At 72.4% G+C, this 17,838-nt stretch carries 18 protein-coding genes; 13 read left to right on the plus strand and 5 right to left on the minus strand.

What is annotated here, in order from left to right:
- Positions 1–136 precede the first annotated feature (136 nt).
- From ACZ69Q_RS41570 to ACZ69Q_RS41585, 4 genes are all read left to right on the plus strand, one after another.
- Positions 137–1,198, plus strand: coding sequence for an ATP-binding cassette domain-containing protein (locus ACZ69Q_RS41570; protein WP_471053044.1), 1,062 nt, complete (start codon positions 137–139; stop codon positions 1,196–1,198).
- Positions 1,195–2,010, plus strand: coding sequence for an ABC transporter permease (locus ACZ69Q_RS41575; RefSeq protein WP_471053046.1), 816 nt, complete (start codon positions 1,195–1,197; stop codon positions 2,008–2,010). Before ACZ69Q_RS41570 ends, ACZ69Q_RS41575 begins: the two co-directional genes overlap by 4 nt.
- 122 nt (positions 2,011–2,132) lie before the next feature.
- Entirely contained in the window at positions 2,133–3,980 is a 1,848-nt protein-coding gene (glmS, locus tag ACZ69Q_RS41580) for a glutamine--fructose-6-phosphate transaminase (isomerizing) (RefSeq protein ID WP_471053049.1), read from the plus strand.
- A gap of 137 nt (positions 3,981–4,117) precedes the next feature.
- Positions 4,118–4,417: a hypothetical protein gene (locus tag ACZ69Q_RS41585; protein ID WP_471053052.1), complete on the plus strand. Its 300-nt coding sequence runs from the start codon at positions 4,118–4,120 to the stop codon at positions 4,415–4,417.
- Between the two features lie 13 nt (positions 4,418–4,430).
- On the opposite strand, the gene ACZ69Q_RS41590 is transcribed toward ACZ69Q_RS41585, so the two are convergent.
- From ACZ69Q_RS41590 to ACZ69Q_RS41600, 3 genes are all read right to left on the minus strand, one after another.
- The gene (locus tag ACZ69Q_RS41590; protein ID WP_471053055.1) at positions 4,431–5,612 is read right to left on the minus strand and encodes an FAD-dependent monooxygenase; all 1,182 of its coding nucleotides are present in this window, start codon (positions 5,610–5,612) and stop codon (positions 4,431–4,433) included.
- A 265-nt stretch (positions 5,613–5,877) separates the two neighbouring features.
- Positions 5,878–7,317, minus strand: coding sequence for an NAD(P)H-hydrate dehydratase (locus tag ACZ69Q_RS41595; RefSeq protein ID WP_471053058.1), 1,440 nt, complete (start codon positions 7,315–7,317; stop codon positions 5,878–5,880).
- 79 nt (positions 7,318–7,396) lie between these two features.
- Positions 7,397–7,768, minus strand: a complete 372-nt coding sequence (locus tag ACZ69Q_RS41600) for a holo-ACP synthase (RefSeq protein WP_471053060.1) — start codon at positions 7,766–7,768, stop codon at positions 7,397–7,399.
- A gap of 98 nt (positions 7,769–7,866) precedes the next feature.
- On the opposite strand from ACZ69Q_RS41600, the gene ACZ69Q_RS41605 reads away from it, so the two are divergent.
- From ACZ69Q_RS41605 to ACZ69Q_RS41625, 5 genes are all read left to right on the plus strand, one after another.
- Entirely contained in the window at positions 7,867–8,778 is a 912-nt protein-coding gene (locus ACZ69Q_RS41605) for a L,D-transpeptidase family protein (protein ID WP_471053062.1), read from the plus strand.
- 56 nt (positions 8,779–8,834) lie between these two features.
- Positions 8,835–10,001 carry an alanine racemase gene (gene alr / locus ACZ69Q_RS41610; protein WP_471053065.1) on the plus strand — a complete coding sequence of 389 codons (1,167 nt, stop codon included), beginning with the start codon at positions 8,835–8,837 and terminating at the stop codon, positions 9,999–10,001.
- Positions 10,002–10,166: 165 nt separating this feature from the next.
- On the plus strand, positions 10,167–11,408 hold the full coding sequence (locus ACZ69Q_RS41615; RefSeq protein ID WP_471053068.1) for an alpha/beta fold hydrolase: 1,242 nt from the start codon (positions 10,167–10,169) through the stop codon (positions 11,406–11,408).
- Positions 11,374–11,886, plus strand: a complete 513-nt coding sequence (gene tsaE, locus ACZ69Q_RS41620) for a tRNA (adenosine(37)-N6)-threonylcarbamoyltransferase complex ATPase subunit type 1 TsaE (protein ID WP_471053071.1) — start codon at positions 11,374–11,376, stop codon at positions 11,884–11,886. Before ACZ69Q_RS41615 ends, tsaE begins: the two co-directional genes overlap by 35 nt.
- Before the next feature lie 150 nt (positions 11,887–12,036).
- Positions 12,037–12,228 (plus strand): hypothetical protein, encoded by a 192-nt coding sequence (locus ACZ69Q_RS41625; protein ID WP_471053074.1) that lies wholly within the window; start codon positions 12,037–12,039, stop codon positions 12,226–12,228.
- On the opposite strand, the gene ACZ69Q_RS41630 is transcribed toward ACZ69Q_RS41625, so the two are convergent.
- A complete protein-coding gene (locus ACZ69Q_RS41630; RefSeq protein WP_471053075.1) occupies positions 12,225–12,779 on the minus strand; it encodes a hypothetical protein in 555 nt (184 codons plus the stop codon). The two genes, ACZ69Q_RS41625 and ACZ69Q_RS41630, sit on opposite strands and share 4 nt — an antisense overlap.
- A gap of 114 nt (positions 12,780–12,893) precedes the next feature.
- Between ACZ69Q_RS41630 and tsaB the strand changes: the two genes are divergently transcribed.
- Genes tsaB through ACZ69Q_RS41650 form a run of 4 tightly spaced genes read left to right on the plus strand, consistent with a single transcriptional unit; the run spans position 12,894 to position 15,427 of the window.
- On the plus strand, positions 12,894–13,550 hold the full coding sequence (tsaB, locus tag ACZ69Q_RS41635; RefSeq protein ID WP_471053078.1) for a tRNA (adenosine(37)-N6)-threonylcarbamoyltransferase complex dimerization subunit type 1 TsaB: 657 nt from the start codon (positions 12,894–12,896) through the stop codon (positions 13,548–13,550).
- Positions 13,551–13,600: 50 nt separating this feature from the next.
- Positions 13,601–14,074, plus strand: a complete 474-nt coding sequence (rimI, locus tag ACZ69Q_RS41640; RefSeq protein WP_471053203.1) for a ribosomal protein S18-alanine N-acetyltransferase — start codon at positions 13,601–13,603, stop codon at positions 14,072–14,074.
- On the plus strand, positions 14,067–15,173 hold the full coding sequence (gene tsaD, locus ACZ69Q_RS41645; protein ID WP_471053081.1) for a tRNA (adenosine(37)-N6)-threonylcarbamoyltransferase complex transferase subunit TsaD: 1,107 nt from the start codon (positions 14,067–14,069) through the stop codon (positions 15,171–15,173). Before rimI ends, tsaD begins: the two co-directional genes overlap by 8 nt.
- Positions 15,170–15,427: a hypothetical protein gene (locus ACZ69Q_RS41650; RefSeq protein WP_471053083.1), complete on the plus strand. Its 258-nt coding sequence runs from the start codon at positions 15,170–15,172 to the stop codon at positions 15,425–15,427. The genes tsaD and ACZ69Q_RS41650 overlap by 4 nt, the downstream gene beginning before the upstream one ends.
- Positions 15,428–15,440: 13 nt before the next feature.
- Here the strand turns inward: ACZ69Q_RS41650 and ACZ69Q_RS41655 are convergent, their stop codons facing one another.
- A complete protein-coding gene (locus tag ACZ69Q_RS41655) occupies positions 15,441–17,759 on the minus strand; it encodes a beta-xylosidase/alpha-l-arabinosidase (RefSeq protein ID WP_471053084.1) in 2,319 nt (772 codons plus the stop codon).
- Positions 17,760–17,838: the final 79 nt, after the last annotated feature.

Raw genomic sequence — 17,838 nt, forward strand, 5'->3', positions numbered from 1 at the left:
CAGACGGCGGGGTGGGATCCGTCACGCGATGGCTTTTGGGGGAAATCCGGACAAGACGCGGAATGTCAGTGGCGTGCGTCACAGTTGTGGAAGAGGTGGGCCCGGGTCGGGGTCCACCAACCCCGAGGGGTGACCCATGACGACGTATGCGATAGAGGCGGAAGGCCTGGTCAAGCGGTTCAAGGAGACCGAGGCGCTGGCCGGTGTCGACCTGGGGGCCCGCAAGGGCTCGGTGCTCGGGCTGCTGGGCCCCAACGGCGCCGGGAAGACCACCGCGGTGCGGATCTTCGCGACGCTGCTGCGGCCCGACGCGGGCAGGGCCCAGGTGGCCGGGCACGACGTGGTCCGCGAGGCCGGGGTCGTACGGGCCATGGTGGGGCTGACCGGGCAGTACGCGGCGGTCGACGAGAACCTGACCGGCACGGAGAATCTGCTGCTCATCGGGCGTCTGCTGGGGCTGCCCCGCCGGGAGGCGCGGGCGCGGGCCGCCGAGCTGCTGGAGCGGTTCCAACTGGCGGACGCGGCCGGGCGGGCCGCGAAGACGTACTCCGGGGGTATGCGCAGGCGTCTGGACCTGGCGGCCAGCCTGGTGGGCCGGCCCAGCATCCTCTTCCTCGACGAGCCGACCACCGGCCTCGACCCGCACAGCCGCGGTGAGCTGTGGGACCTGCTGCGGGGGCTGGTCGCGGACGGTGCGACGGCCCTGCTGACCACGCAGTATCTGAACGAGGCCGATGTGCTCGCCGACGACATCGTGGTGATCGACAAGGGCCGGGTGATCGCCGAGGGCACGCCCGACGAGCTGAAGTCGCAGGTCGGCGGGCAGGTGCTGGAGCTGCGGCCGGTGCTGGCGGATGATCTCGCGCGGGTGCACGCGCTCGTGGCCGAGGCGGCGGGGCCGCAGACCCAGATCGAGGGCGAGACGGTCACCGCGCCGGTGAAGGACCCCGAGCTGATGCCGGCCGTCGTGCGCACGCTCGACCGCGAGGGCATCGCGGTGGGCGAGCTCGCGCTGCGGCGCTCCTCGCTCGACGAGGTGTTCCTGGCCCTGACCGGGCACCGGGCCGAGCCCGGCGGGCCGGAGGGCGACGGGCATGCGGACGCGGACGGCGACGGGGAAGCAGGCCGCGACGGGAGTCGCGGGGCGGTGGCCCCGGACGGCGAGGGCGAACGGGAGAAGGCGGTGAGCCGGTCATGACCGCCGCCGCCACGACCGTCACGGCGCCGGTCACCAAGTCGGGCCGGGTGCGCCCGCTGGACGGGCTGCGGCAGACCTGCACGATGGCCTGGCGCAGTCTGGTCGCGGTGAAGCACAACCCGCTGGAACTGGTCGACTACAGCATCACGCCGATCATGTTCGTGTTCCTGTTCACCTATGTGCTGGGCGGGCAGATGGCCGGGTCGCCGGAGGCGTACCTGAAGTACGCGCTGCCGGGGATCATCGTCCAGAACACGTTGTTCATGACGATGTACACGGCCATGGCCCTGAACACCGACCTCACCAAGGGCGTCTTCGACCGACTGCGCAGCCTGCCGATCGCCCGCTCCGCCCCGCTCATCGGCCGCATCACCGCGGACCTCGCCAAGCACCTCTGGGCCCTGCTGCTGATGATCGGCCTCGGCCTGCTGCTCGGCTTCCGGGTCACCGGGGGACTGGACGGGTTCCTGCTCGGGTCGCTGCTGGTGATCGTGTTCGCGGCGGCGGTGTCCTGGGGCGCGGTGCTGATCGGGATGCTGGCCGGCGACGCGGAGAAGGTGCAGGCGTTCGCCTTCACGATCATCTTCCCGATCACCTTCACCAGCAGCGCGTTCGTCATGGTGGACACCATGCCGGGGTGGCTCCAGGCATGGAGCGACGTGAACCCGGTGACGCATCTGTCGGACGCGTTCCGGGGGTTGCTGCTGGGCGGGCCGGTGGCCGAGCCGGTGCTGTGGTCGCTGGTGTGGGCGGCGGGGATCGCAGTGGTGTTCTATCCGCTGGCCATGCGGGCCTATCGGGCGAAGACCTGAGGGCGACGATCTGTCGACGGGGCGGGAAGTGCCGGTTCGGGTGTTCGTACCGCCGTAGGAATTTCCGAAATCGGGCACGCTTCGGCGGTTTTTGAGCGGAGTTCGGTCGTAGGCTGCCGCGCATGTGCGGAATCGTGGGATACGTGGGGTCGCAGTCGGCGCTTGAGATCGTGGTGGCCGGACTCAAGCGGCTGGAGTACCGGGGGTACGACTCGGCGGGGGTCGCCGTGCTGGCGGACGGGGGGCTGGCCGGGGCCAAGAAGGCCGGGAAGCTCGGGAATCTGGAGAAGGAGCTGGTCGAGCGGCCGTTGCCGACCGGGACCACGGGGATCGGGCACACGCGCTGGGCCACGCACGGCGGGCCGACCGACGGCAACGCCCATCCGCATCTCGACAACGCCGGGCGCGTCGCCGTCGTGCACAACGGGATCATCGAGAACTTCGCCTTGCTGCGGGCCGAGTTGGCGGAGCGCGGGCATGTGCTGGCGTCCGAGACGGACACCGAGGTCGTCGCGCATCTGCTGGCCGAGGAGTTCTCCGCCAGTGCCGACCTCGCGGAGGCCATGCGGCTGGTGTGCCGGCGGCTGGAGGGGGCGTTCACGCTGGTCGCGGTGCACTCGGATGAGCCCGACGTGGTGGTCGGGGCGCGGCGGAACTCGCCGCTCGTGGTGGGCGTCGGGGAGGGCGAGGCCTTTCTCGCCTCTGACGTCGCCGCGTTCATCGACCACACGCGGTCGGCGATCGAGCTCGGGCAGGACCAGGTCGTGGAGCTGCGGCGGGACGGCGTGACCGTCACCGGGTTCGACGGACGGCCGGCGGATGTGCGGTCGTACCACGTCGACTGGGACGCCTCGGCCGCGGAGAAGGGCGGCTACGACTACTTCATGCTCAAGGAGATCGCCGAGCAGCCCAAGGCGGTCGCCGACACGCTGCTGGGGCGCATCGACGCGGCCGGCTCGCTGACGCTGGACGAGGTGCGGATCAGCGCCTCCGAGCTGCGCGAGGTCGACAAGGTCGTGATCGTCGCCTGCGGTACGGCCTTCCACGCCGGGCTGATCGCCAAGTACGCCATCGAGCACTGGACGCGGATCCCGTGCGAGGTCGAGCTGGCCAGCGAGTTCCGGTACCGGGATCCGATCCTCGACCAGCAGACCCTCGTCATCGCGATCTCCCAGTCCGGCGAGACGATGGACACCCTCATGGCGCTGCGGCACGCCCGTGAGCAGGGCGCGAAGGTGCTGGCGATCTGCAACACCAACGGGTCGACCATCCCGCGCGAGTCGGACGCGGTGCTGTACACGCACGCCGGGCCCGAGGTCGCGGTCGCCTCGACGAAGGCGTTCCTGACGCAGCTAGTGGCCTGCTATCTGGTCGCCCTGTATCTGGGGCAGGCCCGGGGCACCAAGTGGGGGGACGAGATCCACGTCGTGGTCCGGGACCTGGCGCAGATCGGCGGGCAGGTCGAACGGGTCCTGGAGACCATGGAGCCGGTGCGAGAGCTGGCGCGGTCGCTCGCCCACAAGAACACGGTGCTGTTCCTGGGGCGGCACGTGGGGTATCCGGTCGCTCTCGAAGGGGCGCTCAAGCTCAAGGAACTCGCCTATATGCATGCCGAGGGCTTCGCGGCGGGGGAGTTGAAGCACGGTCCCATCGCCCTCATCGAGGACGATCTGCCGGTCGTGGTCGTGGTGCCCTCGCCCCGGGGACGCTCGGTTCTGCACGACAAGATCGTGTCCAACATGCAGGAGATCCGGGCGAGGGGTGCGCGGACGATCGTGATCGCGGAGGAGGGCGACGAGGCGGTGGTGCCGTACGCCGACCACCTGATCCGCATCCCGGCGACTCCGACCCTGCTTCAGCCGATGGTGGCGACGGTGCCGCTTCAGGTCTTCGCGTGCGAGCTGGCCACGGCCCGGGGGAACGAGGTGGATCAGCCGCGCAACCTGGCCAAGTCGGTGACCGTGGAGTGAGCCGACTTCGGGTCGCCGAGTTGGGGAAGCTCGGGGAGGCCGAGGAGGGGCGAGGGCCGGCGCTGGTTCGGGCCTGTTCGGATCTGTGGGGGTGGCAGCCGCTGACCAGGGGCGGGAATCGAAAATGGAAGGCAATCATGTCGACGTTCGTCAGCTACTTCCCCGGTCGGGGCACGGTCCGTGAGACGGCCTACCTTGAAGGCAAGGCCGACGGCGAGGCCAAGGGTGAGGCCAGGGGCGAGGCGAAGGGGATTCTGCTCGTGCTGGAGGTTCGTGGCATCCCCGTACCGGACGGTGTGCGTGAGCGCATCACCACCTGCACCGACCTCGATCGCATGCACGCCTGGCTGGAGCGGTCCCGTACGGTCGAGCGGGCCGAGGACCTGTTCGCCGCGGACCCGGACCTTCCGGCTGCCGGTTCCGGGGACGGCGACTGACGAGGTGTGCTGCTCATGACTCCGGTTTCTCCGCCGGCACGTCCAACCTCCACGCCGTCGCCTGAGGCATGAACCTGTGCTCCGTCGCGTGTGCCGCCATGCGGGCGTTTCGGGTCCGGGCCTCCGGGCCGTCCGGCAGATGGAAGTCCCTGCCGGCCTGGGCGGAGCGGGACTGCATGCCGGTGGCGGCCGAGACGCGGCGGTGGACGTAGTGGTCGAGGGCGGCGGGTACGTCGGCCGGGGTCGCGTCCGTCAGTTCGTCGCCCAGTACCGCCGCGTCCAGGATCGCCTGGGCCGCGCCCTGGGCCTGGAAGGGGACCATCGCGTGGGCGCTGTCGCCGAGGAGGGTGACGCGTCCGACGTTCCAGCCGGTGAGGGGCGTGCGGGTGTGGATGCCGTAGCGGAGGACCTGGCCCGCGCGTTCGAGGACCGTGCGGACGCGGGGGTCCCAGTCGGTGAACGCGCGCAGCGGTTCGCCGGGTTCCGCCTTCGCCGTCCAGGACTCCTGGGTCGCCGCTTGCGTGGTGAACACGGCCACGACGTTGAGCAGTTCGCCGCGCCGCACCCAGTAGTGGACGAAGTGCCGGTCCGGGCCGAGCCAGGCGGCGAGCGGCGGGAGGCCCAGGTCGGCCACCTCGTCGGCGGGGAGCAGGGCCCGGTACGCGGCCGTGCCCGAGAACACCGCCTCGTCCTCGCCGAAGAGCCACTGGCGGGCCGCGGAGCGGATCCCGTCGGCCGCCACCACGAGGTCCGCCGCCAGGCGCTCGCCGGTCGCCGTCGTCACCCGGGCGGCCTTGTCGTCCTGGTCGATCGCGACGACCGTCGTGTCCAGATGCACCGCCTCCGGCGGCACCGCCGCGGCCAGCGCGCCGTGCAGATCCGCCCGGTGCACCACCAGGTACGGCGCCCCGAACTCCTCCTCGGCCTCCCGTCCCAGCGCGTAACGGCAGATCTCCGAACCGTCCGACCAGGTACGGAAGCTGACGTACGGCGGGTGGGCGGCCAGGGCGGCGACCGCGTCCAGCACGCCGAGCCGGCGTAACTCGCGCGTGGCGTTGGGCGCGAGCTGGATCCCGGCGCCGATGTCCGAGAAGCGCTGCGCCTGCTCCACCAGCGTCACGTCGACGCCCGCGCGGCGCAGGCTCAGCGCCGCCGCCAGTCCCCCGATGCCCGCGCCCACGACGATCGCCCGCATCCCACGACCTCACTCCGCCGGACCTGCCCGCCCGTCCACGCCCTGGTGCTGACGGCCAACTTCGCGGAGGGACGAGCGCGGGTCAAGGGAAGGGCGGTGGCGGCGCGTACCCGTTCGCGGGTGGGTTGGGGCTGGTCGCGCAGTTCCCCGCGCCCCTGGGGAGTTGCAGGTACGTCGGTGCAATGCTCGGCCGTGCGAGAGCGCCCCCGAGAGGGTTGCAGCCTGACCCGGTCGACCAGCCCTCCCAACCCACCCGAACCTCTCCTCACCCCACCCGCACATCCCGCCAAGCCTCCGGAATCCCCTCGGCCACGTCGTGCGCCCCCAACGGCGCGCCGTCCGCCGCGAACCTCGCCGAGAGGCCGTGGAGGTACGCCGCCACGCTCGCCGCGTCCTCCGCCGGGAGCCCCGCCGCCAGCAGTGATCCACCCAGGCCGGACAGCACGTCGCCGCTGCCGGCCGTGGCCAGCCAGCCCGTTCCCGTCGGATTCACCCGCACCGCGCCGGCCCCGCCCGCCCGGGCCACCAGCGTCGTCGAGCCCTTCAGCAGCACGGTCGCCGCGTACCGCTGCGCCAACTCCCGTACCGAAGCCAGCCGGGCCCCCTCGACCTCCTCGCGGGAGACACCGAGCAGCGCCGCCGCCTCCCCGGCGTGCGGGGTCATCAGGGTCGGTGCCGTACGGGCCCGTACCGCCTGCGTGTCCGCAAGCCGCAGCCCGTCCGCGTCCAGCAGCACCGCGACGTCCGTCGCCAGCACCTCCGCCACCGTCGCCGCGTCGTCCCCGGCGCCCGGGCCGACGACCCAGGCCTGCACGCGCCCGGCCTTCTTCGGGCCCCGGTCCGACACCAGCGTCTCGGGGAACCGGGCGATCACCGCGTCCGCGGCCGGACCGACGTACCGCACGGCCCCGGCCCCGCCCCGCAGCGCGCCCGCCACGGCCAGTACGGCCGCGCCCGGGTACCTCGACGATCCCGCCGCGATGCCCACGACCCCGCGCCGGTACTTGTCCGTCTCCGCCCCGGGCAGCGGCAACAGCCGTGCCACGTCCGTGTGTTGCAGAGCCTCCAGCTCCACCGCGTCGGCCGGCAGCGCCAGTCCGATGTCCACGAGCCGCACGACACCGGCGTACTCCCGCGCCGGGTCGATCAGCAGGCCCGGCTTGTGCGTGCCGAAGGTGACGGTGAGGTCCGCCCGGATCGCCGTGCCGCGCACCTCGCCCGTGTCTGCGTCCACCCCGCTCGGCAGGTCCACGGCGACCACCGCGGCCCCGGACCGGGCAGCCGCGCCGGCCAGCGGTGCCGCGTCCGGCCGCAGGCCGCCCTTGCCGCCGATGCCGACGATGCCGTCCACGACCAGGTCCGCGCGCTCGATCAACTCCTCGGCGGCATCGAGGCCGACGGACCGGCCGCCCGCCCGCCGCAGCGCCGCGAGGCCCTCGGCGTGCGCGCGCTCCGGCGCCAGCAACACCGCCGTGACGCCGGCTCCGCGCCGGGCCAGCCGGGCGCCGGCGTACAGGGCGTCGCCGCCGTTGTCGCCGCTGCCGATCAGCAGCACGACCCGGCTGCCGTACACCCGGCCCAGCAGATCCGCGCAGGCCGCGGCGAGTCCGGCCGCCGCCCGCTGCATCAGCGCCCCGTCCGGGAGCCGTGCCATCAGCTCCCGTTCGGCCGCCCTTACCGTCTCCACGCCGTACGCAGTCCGCATGCGATCGAGTCTCCCGCACGGGGCGAGGCGCGTCGCGTCCAACGCCGTTGTGCCGTGCCTTCGCGCAGCAGCCCGCCGCTCAGCCCTCCGCCACCACCACAGCCGACGCCACCCCGGCGTCATGGCTCAGCGACACGTGCCAGGACCGTACGCCGAGTTCGGCGGCCCGGGCCGCCACCGTCCCCGTCACCCGCAACCGGGGCTGCCCGCTGTCCTCCACGCAGACCTCGGCGTCGGTCCAGAGCAGGCCCGCCGGGGCGCCGAGCGCCTTCGCCAGGGCCTCCTTCGCGGCGAAGCGGGCGGCGAGTGAGGCGATGCCCCTGCGTCCGCCGCTCGGCAGCAGCAACTCGCGCTCCAGGAAGAGCCGTTCGGCCAGCCCGGGAGTGCGTTCCAGCGCCGCCTCGAATCTGTCGATCTCGGCCACGTCGATGCCGACCCCGATGATGCTCATGCCGAGCACCCTATGGGTCCCCGGGAGATGGTCCTCAAAAGAGTGACCCCGCCGCGCGGCGCCTTAGCGCGGGCGGGCCCTCACGCTTCCCTGTGCGCATGATCAGCAGACGTATCGCATGCCGGAGTTTCGCCGTGCTGCTCGCCGGGGCGGTCATGCTGCCCGTCGGCGGCGCTTCGGCGGACTCGGCGGACTCCGCGGACCCGGTGCCCCCGACGTCCGGACCGCTGGCCGCCGAGCTCGTGCCCGGCATCCCCCTGACCCTGCTTCCGCTCTCGCAGATGGACACGCCCGACCAGGCGCTGCCGCCGAAGGTGTACAAGCCCAGGCCCGAGGAGGACGCCGTCGAGCCGCGGGACGCTCCGGAGGAGGCTTACGACCTCGTGGAGTACGTCGATCCCATGGACTCCTTCGGGGACGTGACGTGCAGTGAGGAGACGGGCCTGCGTCAGCGGGAGATCGAGCGGTGGCTGAAGCGGCCGGTGGACGGCGAGCAGTCGGCCGGCGACTGCAAGGCCATCCGCGCCTTCCAGAAGAAGCACCGGATCAAGCCCGCCATCGGATACGCCGGGCCTGTGACTTGGGCCACCATGCAGCTCGTCGCCGCCCGCAAGAACCCCAACGCGGCCAAGAAGTGCCCGGTGCGCTCCTACCGGGTCGCCTGTGCCGACCTCGACCGGCAGATCGCCTGGGTGCAGCACGGCAAGGACGTCGTGTTCGGACCCGTGCCCATCCGGAGCGGACGGACGGGATACGGGACGCGCAACGGATGGCACGCGGTCTACTGGCGGCACAAGAACCACGTGTCGACGCTCTACAAGAGCCCCATGCCCTACTCCCAGTTCTTCAGCGGCGGCCAGGCGTTCCACGGCGTCTACGGCAACATCTTCACCCCCATCGGCTCAAGGGGCTGCGTCAATCTGACCCTGAGGGACGCGCGGAAGCTGTGGGGGGTGCTGAAGAAGGGCGACCGGGTGTACGTGTGGGGCCACAGGCAGGAGCAGGAGTAGCCCATGGCTCCCGGCGCGGCGGCCGTGTCGGACCCCTCTGAGACACTGGGGGCGCGATGACAGAGACAACAGCCCTGCCGACCGCGCCCCTGCGCGCCCGCGCCGAGATCGATCTGGCCGCCCTGCGAGCCAACGTGCGGACCCTGCGCGCCCTCGCACCGGGCGCTGCCCTGATGGCCGTCGTGAAGTCGGACGCGTACGGCCACGGGGCGGTCCAGTGCGCCCGCGCGGCGGTCGAGGCGGGCGCCACCTGGCTGGGTACGGCGACCCCGGAGGAGGCCCTGGTGCTGCGGGCCGCCGGGCTGCGCGGCGTGCGGATCATGTGCTGGCTGTGGACGCCGGGCGGCCCCTGGCAGGAGGCCGTCGAGGCCGACCTCGACGTCTCCGTCAGCGGGATGTGGGCCCTCAGGGAGCTCACCGAGGCCGCCCGCCGGGCCGGCGTCCCCGCTCGCGTGCACCTCAAGGCCGACACCGGGCTCGGGCGCGGCGGCTGCCAGCCGGGCGACGACTGGGCCGAGCTGGTCCGCGAGGCCCTGCGGGCCGAGGCCGAGGGGCTCCTGAGCGTCACCGGGCTGTGGTCCCACTTCGCCTGCGCCGACGAGCCGGGCCATCCCTCCATCGCCGCCCAGCTCGCCCGCTTCCGGGAGATGGTGGCGTACGCCGAGGGGCAGGGCGCGCGGCCGCAGGTGCGGCACATCGCGAACTCGCCCGCCACGCTCACCCTCCCGGAGAGCCACTTCGACCTGGTGCGCACCGGCATCGCGACCTACGGCATCTCGCCCGCCCCGGAGCTGGGCAGCCCCGCCGACTTCGGCCTGCGGCCCGTGATGACGCTGTCGGCGTCCCTGGCCCTGGTCAAGCACGTGCCGGGCGGCCACGGCGTCAGCTACGGCCATCGCTACATCACCCCCGGCGAGACCACCCTCGGCCTCGTCCCGCTGGGCTACGCCGACGGCATCCCGCGGCACGCCTCCGGCGCCGGGCCGGTGCTGGTCGGCGGCAAGTGGCGGACGGTCGCGGGCCGGATCGCGATGGACCAGTTCGTCGTCGACCTGGGCGGGGACGAGCCCGAGCCGGGTGCGCGGGCCGTGCTGTTCGGGCCCGGCGACGGCGGTGAGCCCACCGCCGAGGACTGGGCGCAGGCGGCGGGGACCATCGCGTACGAAATCGTCACCCGGATCGGAACGCGCGTTCCACGCGTCTATAGGAATGCGTCCATGTGATGCGGCGCCGTGATGCGGGCTATGTGATGCGTCCATCTGCATGCGGCTAAGTGAATGTGGAACGAGACGGGTAACCCGTAGCGGTACGCAAGATCGAAAAACATCGGCACCATCCACCACCCACCTCACAACGGCACCACCAGACCCAGTGAAGAGGAGCGGTACGTGAGCGAGAGCAGTGCGGAGGCCGTCGCGGCCGTCGCCTCCGCCACGGGGGCGGCCGCGAACTGGCGCAGGGCGACCGGCATCGCCGGAGCGGCGATAGGCGTGATCGCCGCGGGCGCCGCGGCCGGCGTCGCCATAGAGCGGATGACAGTGGGCCGCGGCATGCGGCAGAAGGCCAGACTCGCCCTCGACTCGGCGGGCCCGTACGGCTCGCTGCGCGGCACACCCGGCAAGGCGCACTCCGACGACGGCACCGAGCTGTACTACGAGGTCGACGACATCGACCCCGAGGCCGCTCCCGCCCTCAGCCCGCGCCGGCGACGGCTGTTCGGGCGCAAGGCACCCGCCCCCGTCACCGTCGTCTTCAGTCACGGCTACTGCCTCAACCAGGACTCCTGGCACTTCCAGCGGGCCGCCCTGCGGGGCGTCGTGCGCACCGTGCACTGGGACCAGCGCAGCCACGGCCGCTCGGGGCGTGGCGTCGCCCAGACGCAGGAGGGCAGGCACGTCGACATCGAGCAGCTCGGGCGCGATCTGAAGGCCGTCATCGACGCGGCCGCGCCGGAGGGGCCGCTCGTGCTGGTCGGGCACTCCATGGGCGGGATGACCATCATGGCGCTGGCCGACCAGTTCCCGGACCTGATCCGCGACCGGGTCGTCGCCACCGCCCTCGTCGGTACGTCGTCCGGGAAGCTCGGCGAGGTCAACTTCGGGCTGCCCGTCGCAGGGGTGAACGCCGTGCGGCGGGTACTGCCGGGCGTGCTCAAGGCACTGGGGCAGCGCGCCGAGCTGGTGGAGCGGGGGCGGCGGGCCACCGCCGACCTGTTCGCCGGGATCATCAAGCGGTACTCGTTCTCGTCCCGGGACGTCGACCCGGCGGTCGCCCGGTTCGCCGAGCGGATGATCGAGGGGACGCCGATCGACGTGGTCGCGGAGTTCTACCCGGCCTTCGCCGACCACGACAAGACCGAGGCGCTCGCCCTTTTCACCGAGATGCCGGTCCTCGTCCTCGCCGGCGTGGGCGACCTCGTCACGCCCAGCGAGCACAGCGAGGCCATCGCCGACCATCTGCCGGAGGCCGAACTGGTCCTGGTGCCGGACGCAGGCCACCTGGTCATTCTGGAGCACCCGGAAGTGGTCACCGACCGGCTGGCCGACCTGCTCACCCGGGCGGGTGCCGTGCCGGCAGGGGCTACGGTTAGTGGCTATGGAAGCACCAGCAGCACCGCACAACGCGGGTGACCTTCAGCTCACCGTCACTTCTCCCGACCAGATGCGAGAGCTGGGCCGCCGCCTCGCCAAGCTGCTGCGCGCGGGCGACCTCGTGATGCTCAGCGGGGAGCTCGGCGCGGGCAAGACGACGCTGGCGCGGGGGCTCGGCGAGGGGCTGGGGGTCCGGGGAGCGGTCACATCCCCGACGTTCGTGATCGGCCGCGTGCACCCCTCCCTCGGTGACGGTCCGCCGCTCGTCCACGTCGACGCCTACCGGCTGTCGGGCGGCCTGGACGAGATGGAGGACCTCGACCTCGACGTCTCGCTGCCGGAGTCGGTGATCGTCGTGGAGTGGGGCGAGGGCAAGGTCGAGGAGCTGACCGAGGAGCGGCTTCAGATCGTGATCCACCGTGCCGTCGGCGACACGACGGACGAGGTGCGGCAGGTGACCGTGACCGGGCTCGGGGAGCGCTGGGCGGCGGCGGATCTGAGCGTGCTGTCCGCCTGAGCGGGGACGCCGCACGGATGTGGACCCGATCAACATTCCGACAAGACGTCGGCAAGATATTGCGTTCGCGGTCTTGTGCGTGGTCACATGGTACCCAGTCCGTAGTTAGGTGTACCTAACTACGTCCGCCCCCGGCCCCAGGAGGCGTCCATGCCGGCATCGGAGAACAAGGTCCAGCAGCGGCCCCACGTGGTCGCCGGGGTGTCCATGCGTGATCTGCTCGCGGCCGGCGCCGCGGCGAGACTGATCTCGACTCCGCCGCGCGAGCCGGAGGCCGGGCAGCCGCAGGCCGGACGCCCGGAGCACAGGGCGCCGGAGCGCGGGCACCGCGAAGCCGCCTAGCGGATCACCACGACCGCTCGGCCGATCGTCGCGAAGTCCCACATCGCCTCGCCGTCCGCCCGCGACTCGCGGATACCGCCCGTCTTCAGGGCCGGGCCGGCAGGCGCCGTGGCGCTTCGGACGATCGAGCTGAAGCCGATGGTGACGGTGTCCACGCTCGCGAAGCGGACGACGTGCTCGATGGAGGCGCCGTCGGTGCCGGTGGCCGCGTTGGAGCGGGAGGCGACCGCGTACACACCCGGCAGGGGGTCGACCGATCCGGGGTTCACGCGGAACGTGCGCTTGACCTTGCCGCTCGCCTCGACCAGCCACACCCGGTCGTCGTCCACCGAGTACACGACCCGCGGGCCCGTACCGGATCCGTCGGGCAGCGCGTCGGGGTCCTCGCGGTCACGGGGCACCTTGGAGGTACTCACCCCGGGTGAGTCGCCGGTCCGTGGCCTGGCCAGGTCGGCCGGGACGGTCGCCGAGGCCTTGAAGGCGAGGAAACCGACGGTCGCCAGAGCAGCCGCGGTGAGCCCCGCCACGATTCCGGAGCTGCTGCCTGCCACCCTCGCCCACCTCAGCGTTCGCGTGATAAGTCGTGATCCAGGCCGACCGTAGCAGCCGTCACGCGCCCGACCGGGGCGGCGCTTCTGGGGGCGCGGGCGCCGTAGGCTGTTTGCGTGCTCTTGCTCGCTCTGGATACCGCCACCCCCGCCGTCACCGTCGCGCTGCACGACGGCACGGACGTCATCGCCTCGTCGAGCCAGGTGGACGCGCGCCGGCACGGCGAGCTGCTGCTGCCGGCCGTCGACCGAGTCCTTGTCGAGGCCGGCAAACGGCTCGACGCCGTCACCGGCATCGTCGTGGGCATCGGACCCGGCCCCTACACCGGGCTGCGCGTCGGTCTGATGACCGCAGACACCTTCGGGCTCGCCCTCGGCGTCCCCGTGCACGGCCTGTGCACGCTGGACGGTCTCGCCTACGCCGCCGACATCGAGAAGGGTCCGTTCGTCGTCGCGACCGACGCCCGGCGCAAGGAGGTGTACTGGGCGCGGTACGCCGACTCCCGCACCCGCCTGACCGACCCGGCCGTCGACCGGCCCGCCGACATCGCCGACCAGGTCGCCGGGCTGCCGGCGGTCGGCGCGGGCGCGCTGCTGTACCCCGACACCTTCCCCAGCGCCCACGAGCCGGAACACGTGTCGGCGGCGGCGCTCGCGGCGCTGGCCGCCGAGAAGCTCGCGGCGGGCGAGGAACTCCCCGCACCGCGGCCGCTGTATCTGCGCCGTCCCGATGCCCAGGTCCCCAAGAACTACAAGGTGGTCACCCCCAAGTGACCGAACCCGAGACTCGTTCCGCCGCTGCCTCCGGTCCTCCGCTGCGCGAGATGCGCTGGTGGGACATCGACCGGGTGCTGGCGCTGGAGAAGGACCTGTTCCCCGAGGACGCCTGGTCGCGAGGCATGTTCTGGTCCGAGCTGGCCCACTCGCGCGGGCCCGAGGCGACCCGGCGCTATGTCGTCGCCGAGGGACCCGACCGGGTCGTGGGCTACGCCGGCCTCGCCTCCGCCGGGGACCTCGCCGACATCCAGACCATCGCCGTCGCCCGCGACCACTGGGGCACCGGGCTCGGCGGGCGTCTGCTCACCGAACTGCTGCGCGCCGCGAGCGACTTCGAGTGCGCCGAAGTGATGCTGGAGTGCCGTGTGGACAACGTCCGCGCGCAGAAGCTCTACGAGCGCTTCGGCTTCGAGGCCATCGGCTTCAGGCGCGGCTACTACCAGCCGGGGAACGTGGACGCCCTGGTGATGCGACTGACCGCCCCCGAAAACTCCGTACAAGGAACCGAGATCAATGGCTGACTCGCGGCACGAACCCCTCGTCCTCGGCATCGAGACCTCCTGTGACGAGACCGGCGTCGGCATCGTCCGCGGCACCACCCTGCTCGCAGACGCCGTCGCCTCCAGCGTCGACGAGCACGCCCGCTTCGGCGGCGTCGTGCCGGAGGTCGCCTCACGGGCGCACCTGGAGGCGATGGTCCCGACCATCGACCGTGCGCTGAAGGAAGCGGGGGTGAGCGCGAGGGACCTGGACGGCATCGCGGTGACCGCCGGTCCGGGCCTGGCGGGCGCGCTACTGGTCGGTGTGTCGGCGGCGAAGGCGTACGCCTACGCGCTGGGCAAGCCGCTCTACGGCGTCAACCACCTCGCCTCCCACATCTGCGTGGACCAGCTCGAGCACGGCGCGCTGCCGGAGCCGACGATGGCGCTGCTGGTGAGCGGCGGGCACTCCTCGCTGCTGCTGTCGACCGACATCACCTCGGACGTACGGCCGCTCGGTGCGACCATCGACGACGCGGCCGGTGAGGCCTTCGACAAGGTCGCGCGCGTGCTCAACCTCGGCTTCCCCGGCGGCCCGGTCATCGACCGCTACGCCCGCGAGGGCGACCCGAATGCGATCGCCTTCCCGCGCGGACTGACGGGCCCGCGCGACCCGGCGTACGACTTCTCCTTCTCGGGGCTGAAGACGGCGGTCGCCCGCTGGATCGAGGCCAAGCGGGCGGCGGGGGAGGAGGTGCCGGTGCGTGACGTTTCGGCCTCCTTCCAGGAGGCGGTCGTCGACGTGCTGACCCGCAAGGCCGTACGGGCCTGCAAGGACGAGGGCGTCGACCATCTGATGATCGGCGGCGGTGTGGCCGCCAACTCCCGGCTGCGGGCGATGGCGCAGGAGCGGTGCGAGGCGGCCGGTATCCGACTGCGGGTGCCACGGCCGAAGTTGTGCACAGACAACGGCGCGATGGTGGCGGCGCTGGGCGCGGAGATGGTGGCGCGCAACCGGGCGGCGTCGAGCTGGGACCTGTCGGCGGACTCGTCGCTGCCGGTGACGGATCCCCATGTGCCGGGCACCGACCACTCTCACGACCATGTGCACGAGGTCAGCAAGGAGAACCTGTACTCGTGACGGTCGCGTTGATGTGGGAGGCGCGGGCGGTTCCCGGACGGGGTGAGGAACTGCTCGCGTGGGCCCGGCGCCAGGAACTGGCCGTACGCCCCCTGCGCCGGGAGACCTTCCACGCCCCCGAGGACCGCGTCCTGGTCATCACATGGTGGGACGCGGAGCCCGACGCACAGTTGCCCGAACTTGCCGAGCCCGACGAGGGGTTGGTGACTCGGGGCGTGCATCGGTGGCGGTTCGAGTCGGTGGGGGTGAGCTGACTTACGGGGACGCTCAGGTTGCCGTTACCTTCGTGCCGCACAGCAGTCGCCGGTCCGGCCCCAGCTCCCGTACGGGGCCCGTCAGTTTCAGGGTTGCCGTGTGTCGTGCCTCCGCACTGGACGCTCCCACCCGCAGCTCCAGCACTCCCGGTTCGACCACCCTCCGCCCCGAGCGGTCGGTGAATCCCGACAGGTCCGTGTGGAAACGGAACGTCAACCGGCGTACCTCACCCGCCCCCAGCTCCACCCGCTGATATCCGATCAGCCGCACATCCGGGCGCGTGACCGACGCCACCGGATCGTGCAGGTAGAGCTGGACGACCTCCGCCCCGGCCCGGTCCCCCGTGTTGCGGACGGTGAGCGAGAGGTCGTATGTGCCGTCCGTCGTGATCTCCGGCGCCGTCCCCTGGAATTCGTCCCACGCGAACGACGTGTACGAGCGCCCGTGTCCGAAGGCGTACTGCGGTGTCGGGTCCAGGTTGCTGACCTCTCCCGCCAGCCCCAACGGCGGCTGGAGGTACGTCCACGGCTGGCCTCCGGGCTCCCGTGGCACACTCACCGGCAACCGTCCCGACGGGTTCACCCGCCCGGACAGCACTCCCGCCACCGCCGGGCCGCCCTCCTCCCCCGGGAAGAAGGCCTGGACGACCGCCCCCAGCCGGCCCTCCCAGCGGCCCAGCGCGTACGGGCGGCCCGTCAGCAGCACCAGCACCACCGGGACGCCCGTCGCCACCAGCGCGTCCAGCAGCTCGGCCTGTACCCCGGGCAGCCGCAGGTCCGTCACATCGCAGCCCTCGCCCGACGTGCCCCGCCCGAACAACCCCGCCCGGTCGCCCAGCACCGCGAGGCACACGTCCGCCTCCGAGGCCCGCGCCACCGCCTCCTCGAAGCCCGCCGTGTCGGGGTCGGCGACGCCGCAGCCCTCGGCGAACGTCACCTTGGCGTCGGGGAGTTCGGCGCGCAGGCTCTCCAGGAGCGTCGGGATCTCGATGCCCATCGGCACCTCGGGGTGGTGCGTGAGGACGTGGGACGGGAAGGAGTAGCAGCCGAGCATGGCCAGGGCGTCCGCCGCGCGCGGGCCCACCACCGCGATACGGGTGTCCGCAGGAAGCGGCAGCACGCCGTCCGGGTTGTCCAGCAGCACCACCGACTCCTCCGCCACCCGGCGGGCCAGCGCCCGGTTCCCGGGGGAGTCCAGGTCGATGCGCGCCGTCGCCGGCTCCGGGGTCCAGTCCTCGTCCAGCAGGCCCAGCTCGCACTTCTGGAGCAGCACCCTGCGCGCCGCCCGGTCCACCAGTTCCTCCGGGACCTCGCCCGCCCGGACGGCTTCGACGAGCGGCTCCCCGTAGCACTTCAGCGTCGGGAGCTCCACGTCGATGCCCGCCGCCAGCGCCGCGTGCGCCGCCTGCGCCGGGCTGCCCGCCACCCGGTGCAGCGTCTCCAGGAAGCCGATGCCGAAGTAGTCGGCGACCACGGTGCCCGTGAAACCCCATTCCGAGCGCAGGAGTTCGGTCAGCAGCGCGGGGTCCGAAGACGCCGGCACGCCGTCCGTCTCGTTGTACGCCGCCATCACCGACCGCGCCCCGCCCTCGCGCAGCGCCATCTCGAACGGGGGGAGGGTGACGTCCGCGAATTCGCGTACGCCCGCCCGCACCGGGGCGAGATTGCGAGCCCCCGCCGAGGAGGCGTACCCGGCGAAGTGCTTGAGCGTCGCGATGACGCCGGCCGACTCCAGGCCCCGGACGTACGCCGTGCCGATCGTGCCGGTCAGGTACGGGTCCTCGCCGATGGTCTCCTCGACCCGGCCCCAGCGAGGATCGCGTACGACGTCCAGGACGGGTGCGAGGCCCTGGTGGACGCCGGCCGAGCGCAGGTCGCGGCCGATGTGCCGGGCCATCTCCTCGATGAGCGGGGGGTCGAAGGAGGCTCCCCAGGCCAGCGGCACGGGGTACGCCGTGGCCTGCCAGGCCGTGAAGCCCGCCAGGCACTCCTCGTGGGCCACCGCGGGGATGCCGAAGCGGCCCGCCTCGGCGATACGGCGCTGGGCGCGGGCCAGTGCCTGCGCGCCGAGTGCCGGGTCCACGGGGGCGGTGCCGAAGGAGCGGGTGAGCTGGCCTAGGCCGTGGGTGATCAGCTCGGCCCAGTCGTAGTCGGCGGTCATGTCGTGCTGGTGCGGGGCGACTCCCTCGGCCCGTGCCTCGCCGTCCGTGGCGGCGCCCACCCAGACGCCGTAGAGCTGGGCGGTCTTCTCCTGAAGGGTCATCCGGGAGAGGAGGTCGTCGACGCGCACGGCGGCGGGCAGGGCGGGGTCGCGCCAGGGGGCGGTGGTCATGAAACTCCTGTCGGGGCGATGGCCCACTCGCGAATGTTTCGTTATTCACCTCGAATGTTCCGGAACCTAGGTGCGGTGA

The sequence above is a fragment of the Streptomyces sp. NPDC036764 genome, assembly GCF_055609385.1.

Coding starts and splice junctions, on each gene's coding strand:
- ACZ69Q_RS41585 (WP_471053052.1), top strand. CDS start 4,118: ATGTCGACGTTCGTCAGCTACTTCCCCGGTCGGGGCACGGTCCGTGAG.
- ACZ69Q_RS41595 (WP_471053058.1), bottom strand. CDS start 7,317: ATGCGGACTGCGTACGGCGTGGAGACGGTAAGGGCGGCCGAACGGGAG.
- glmS (WP_471053049.1), top strand. CDS start 2,133: ATGTGCGGAATCGTGGGATACGTGGGGTCGCAGTCGGCGCTTGAGATC.
- ACZ69Q_RS41655 (WP_471053084.1), bottom strand. CDS start 17,759: ATGACCACCGCCCCCTGGCGCGACCCCGCCCTGCCCGCCGCCGTGCGC.
- ACZ69Q_RS41570 (WP_471053044.1), top strand. CDS start 137: ATGACGACGTATGCGATAGAGGCGGAAGGCCTGGTCAAGCGGTTCAAG.
- tsaE (WP_471053071.1), top strand. CDS start 11,374: ATGGAAGCACCAGCAGCACCGCACAACGCGGGTGACCTTCAGCTCACC.
- alr (WP_471053065.1), top strand. CDS start 8,835: ATGACAGAGACAACAGCCCTGCCGACCGCGCCCCTGCGCGCCCGCGCC.
- rimI (WP_471053203.1), top strand. CDS start 13,601: ATGCGCTGGTGGGACATCGACCGGGTGCTGGCGCTGGAGAAGGACCTG.
- ACZ69Q_RS41605 (WP_471053062.1), top strand. CDS start 7,867: ATGATCAGCAGACGTATCGCATGCCGGAGTTTCGCCGTGCTGCTCGCC.
- ACZ69Q_RS41575 (WP_471053046.1), top strand. CDS start 1,195: ATGACCGCCGCCGCCACGACCGTCACGGCGCCGGTCACCAAGTCGGGC.
- ACZ69Q_RS41625 (WP_471053074.1), top strand. CDS start 12,037: ATGCCGGCATCGGAGAACAAGGTCCAGCAGCGGCCCCACGTGGTCGCC.
- ACZ69Q_RS41600 (WP_471053060.1), bottom strand. CDS start 7,768: ATGAGCATCATCGGGGTCGGCATCGACGTGGCCGAGATCGACAGATTC.
- ACZ69Q_RS41590 (WP_471053055.1), bottom strand. CDS start 5,612: ATGCGGGCGATCGTCGTGGGCGCGGGCATCGGGGGACTGGCGGCGGCG.
- tsaD (WP_471053081.1), top strand. CDS start 14,067: ATGGCTGACTCGCGGCACGAACCCCTCGTCCTCGGCATCGAGACCTCC.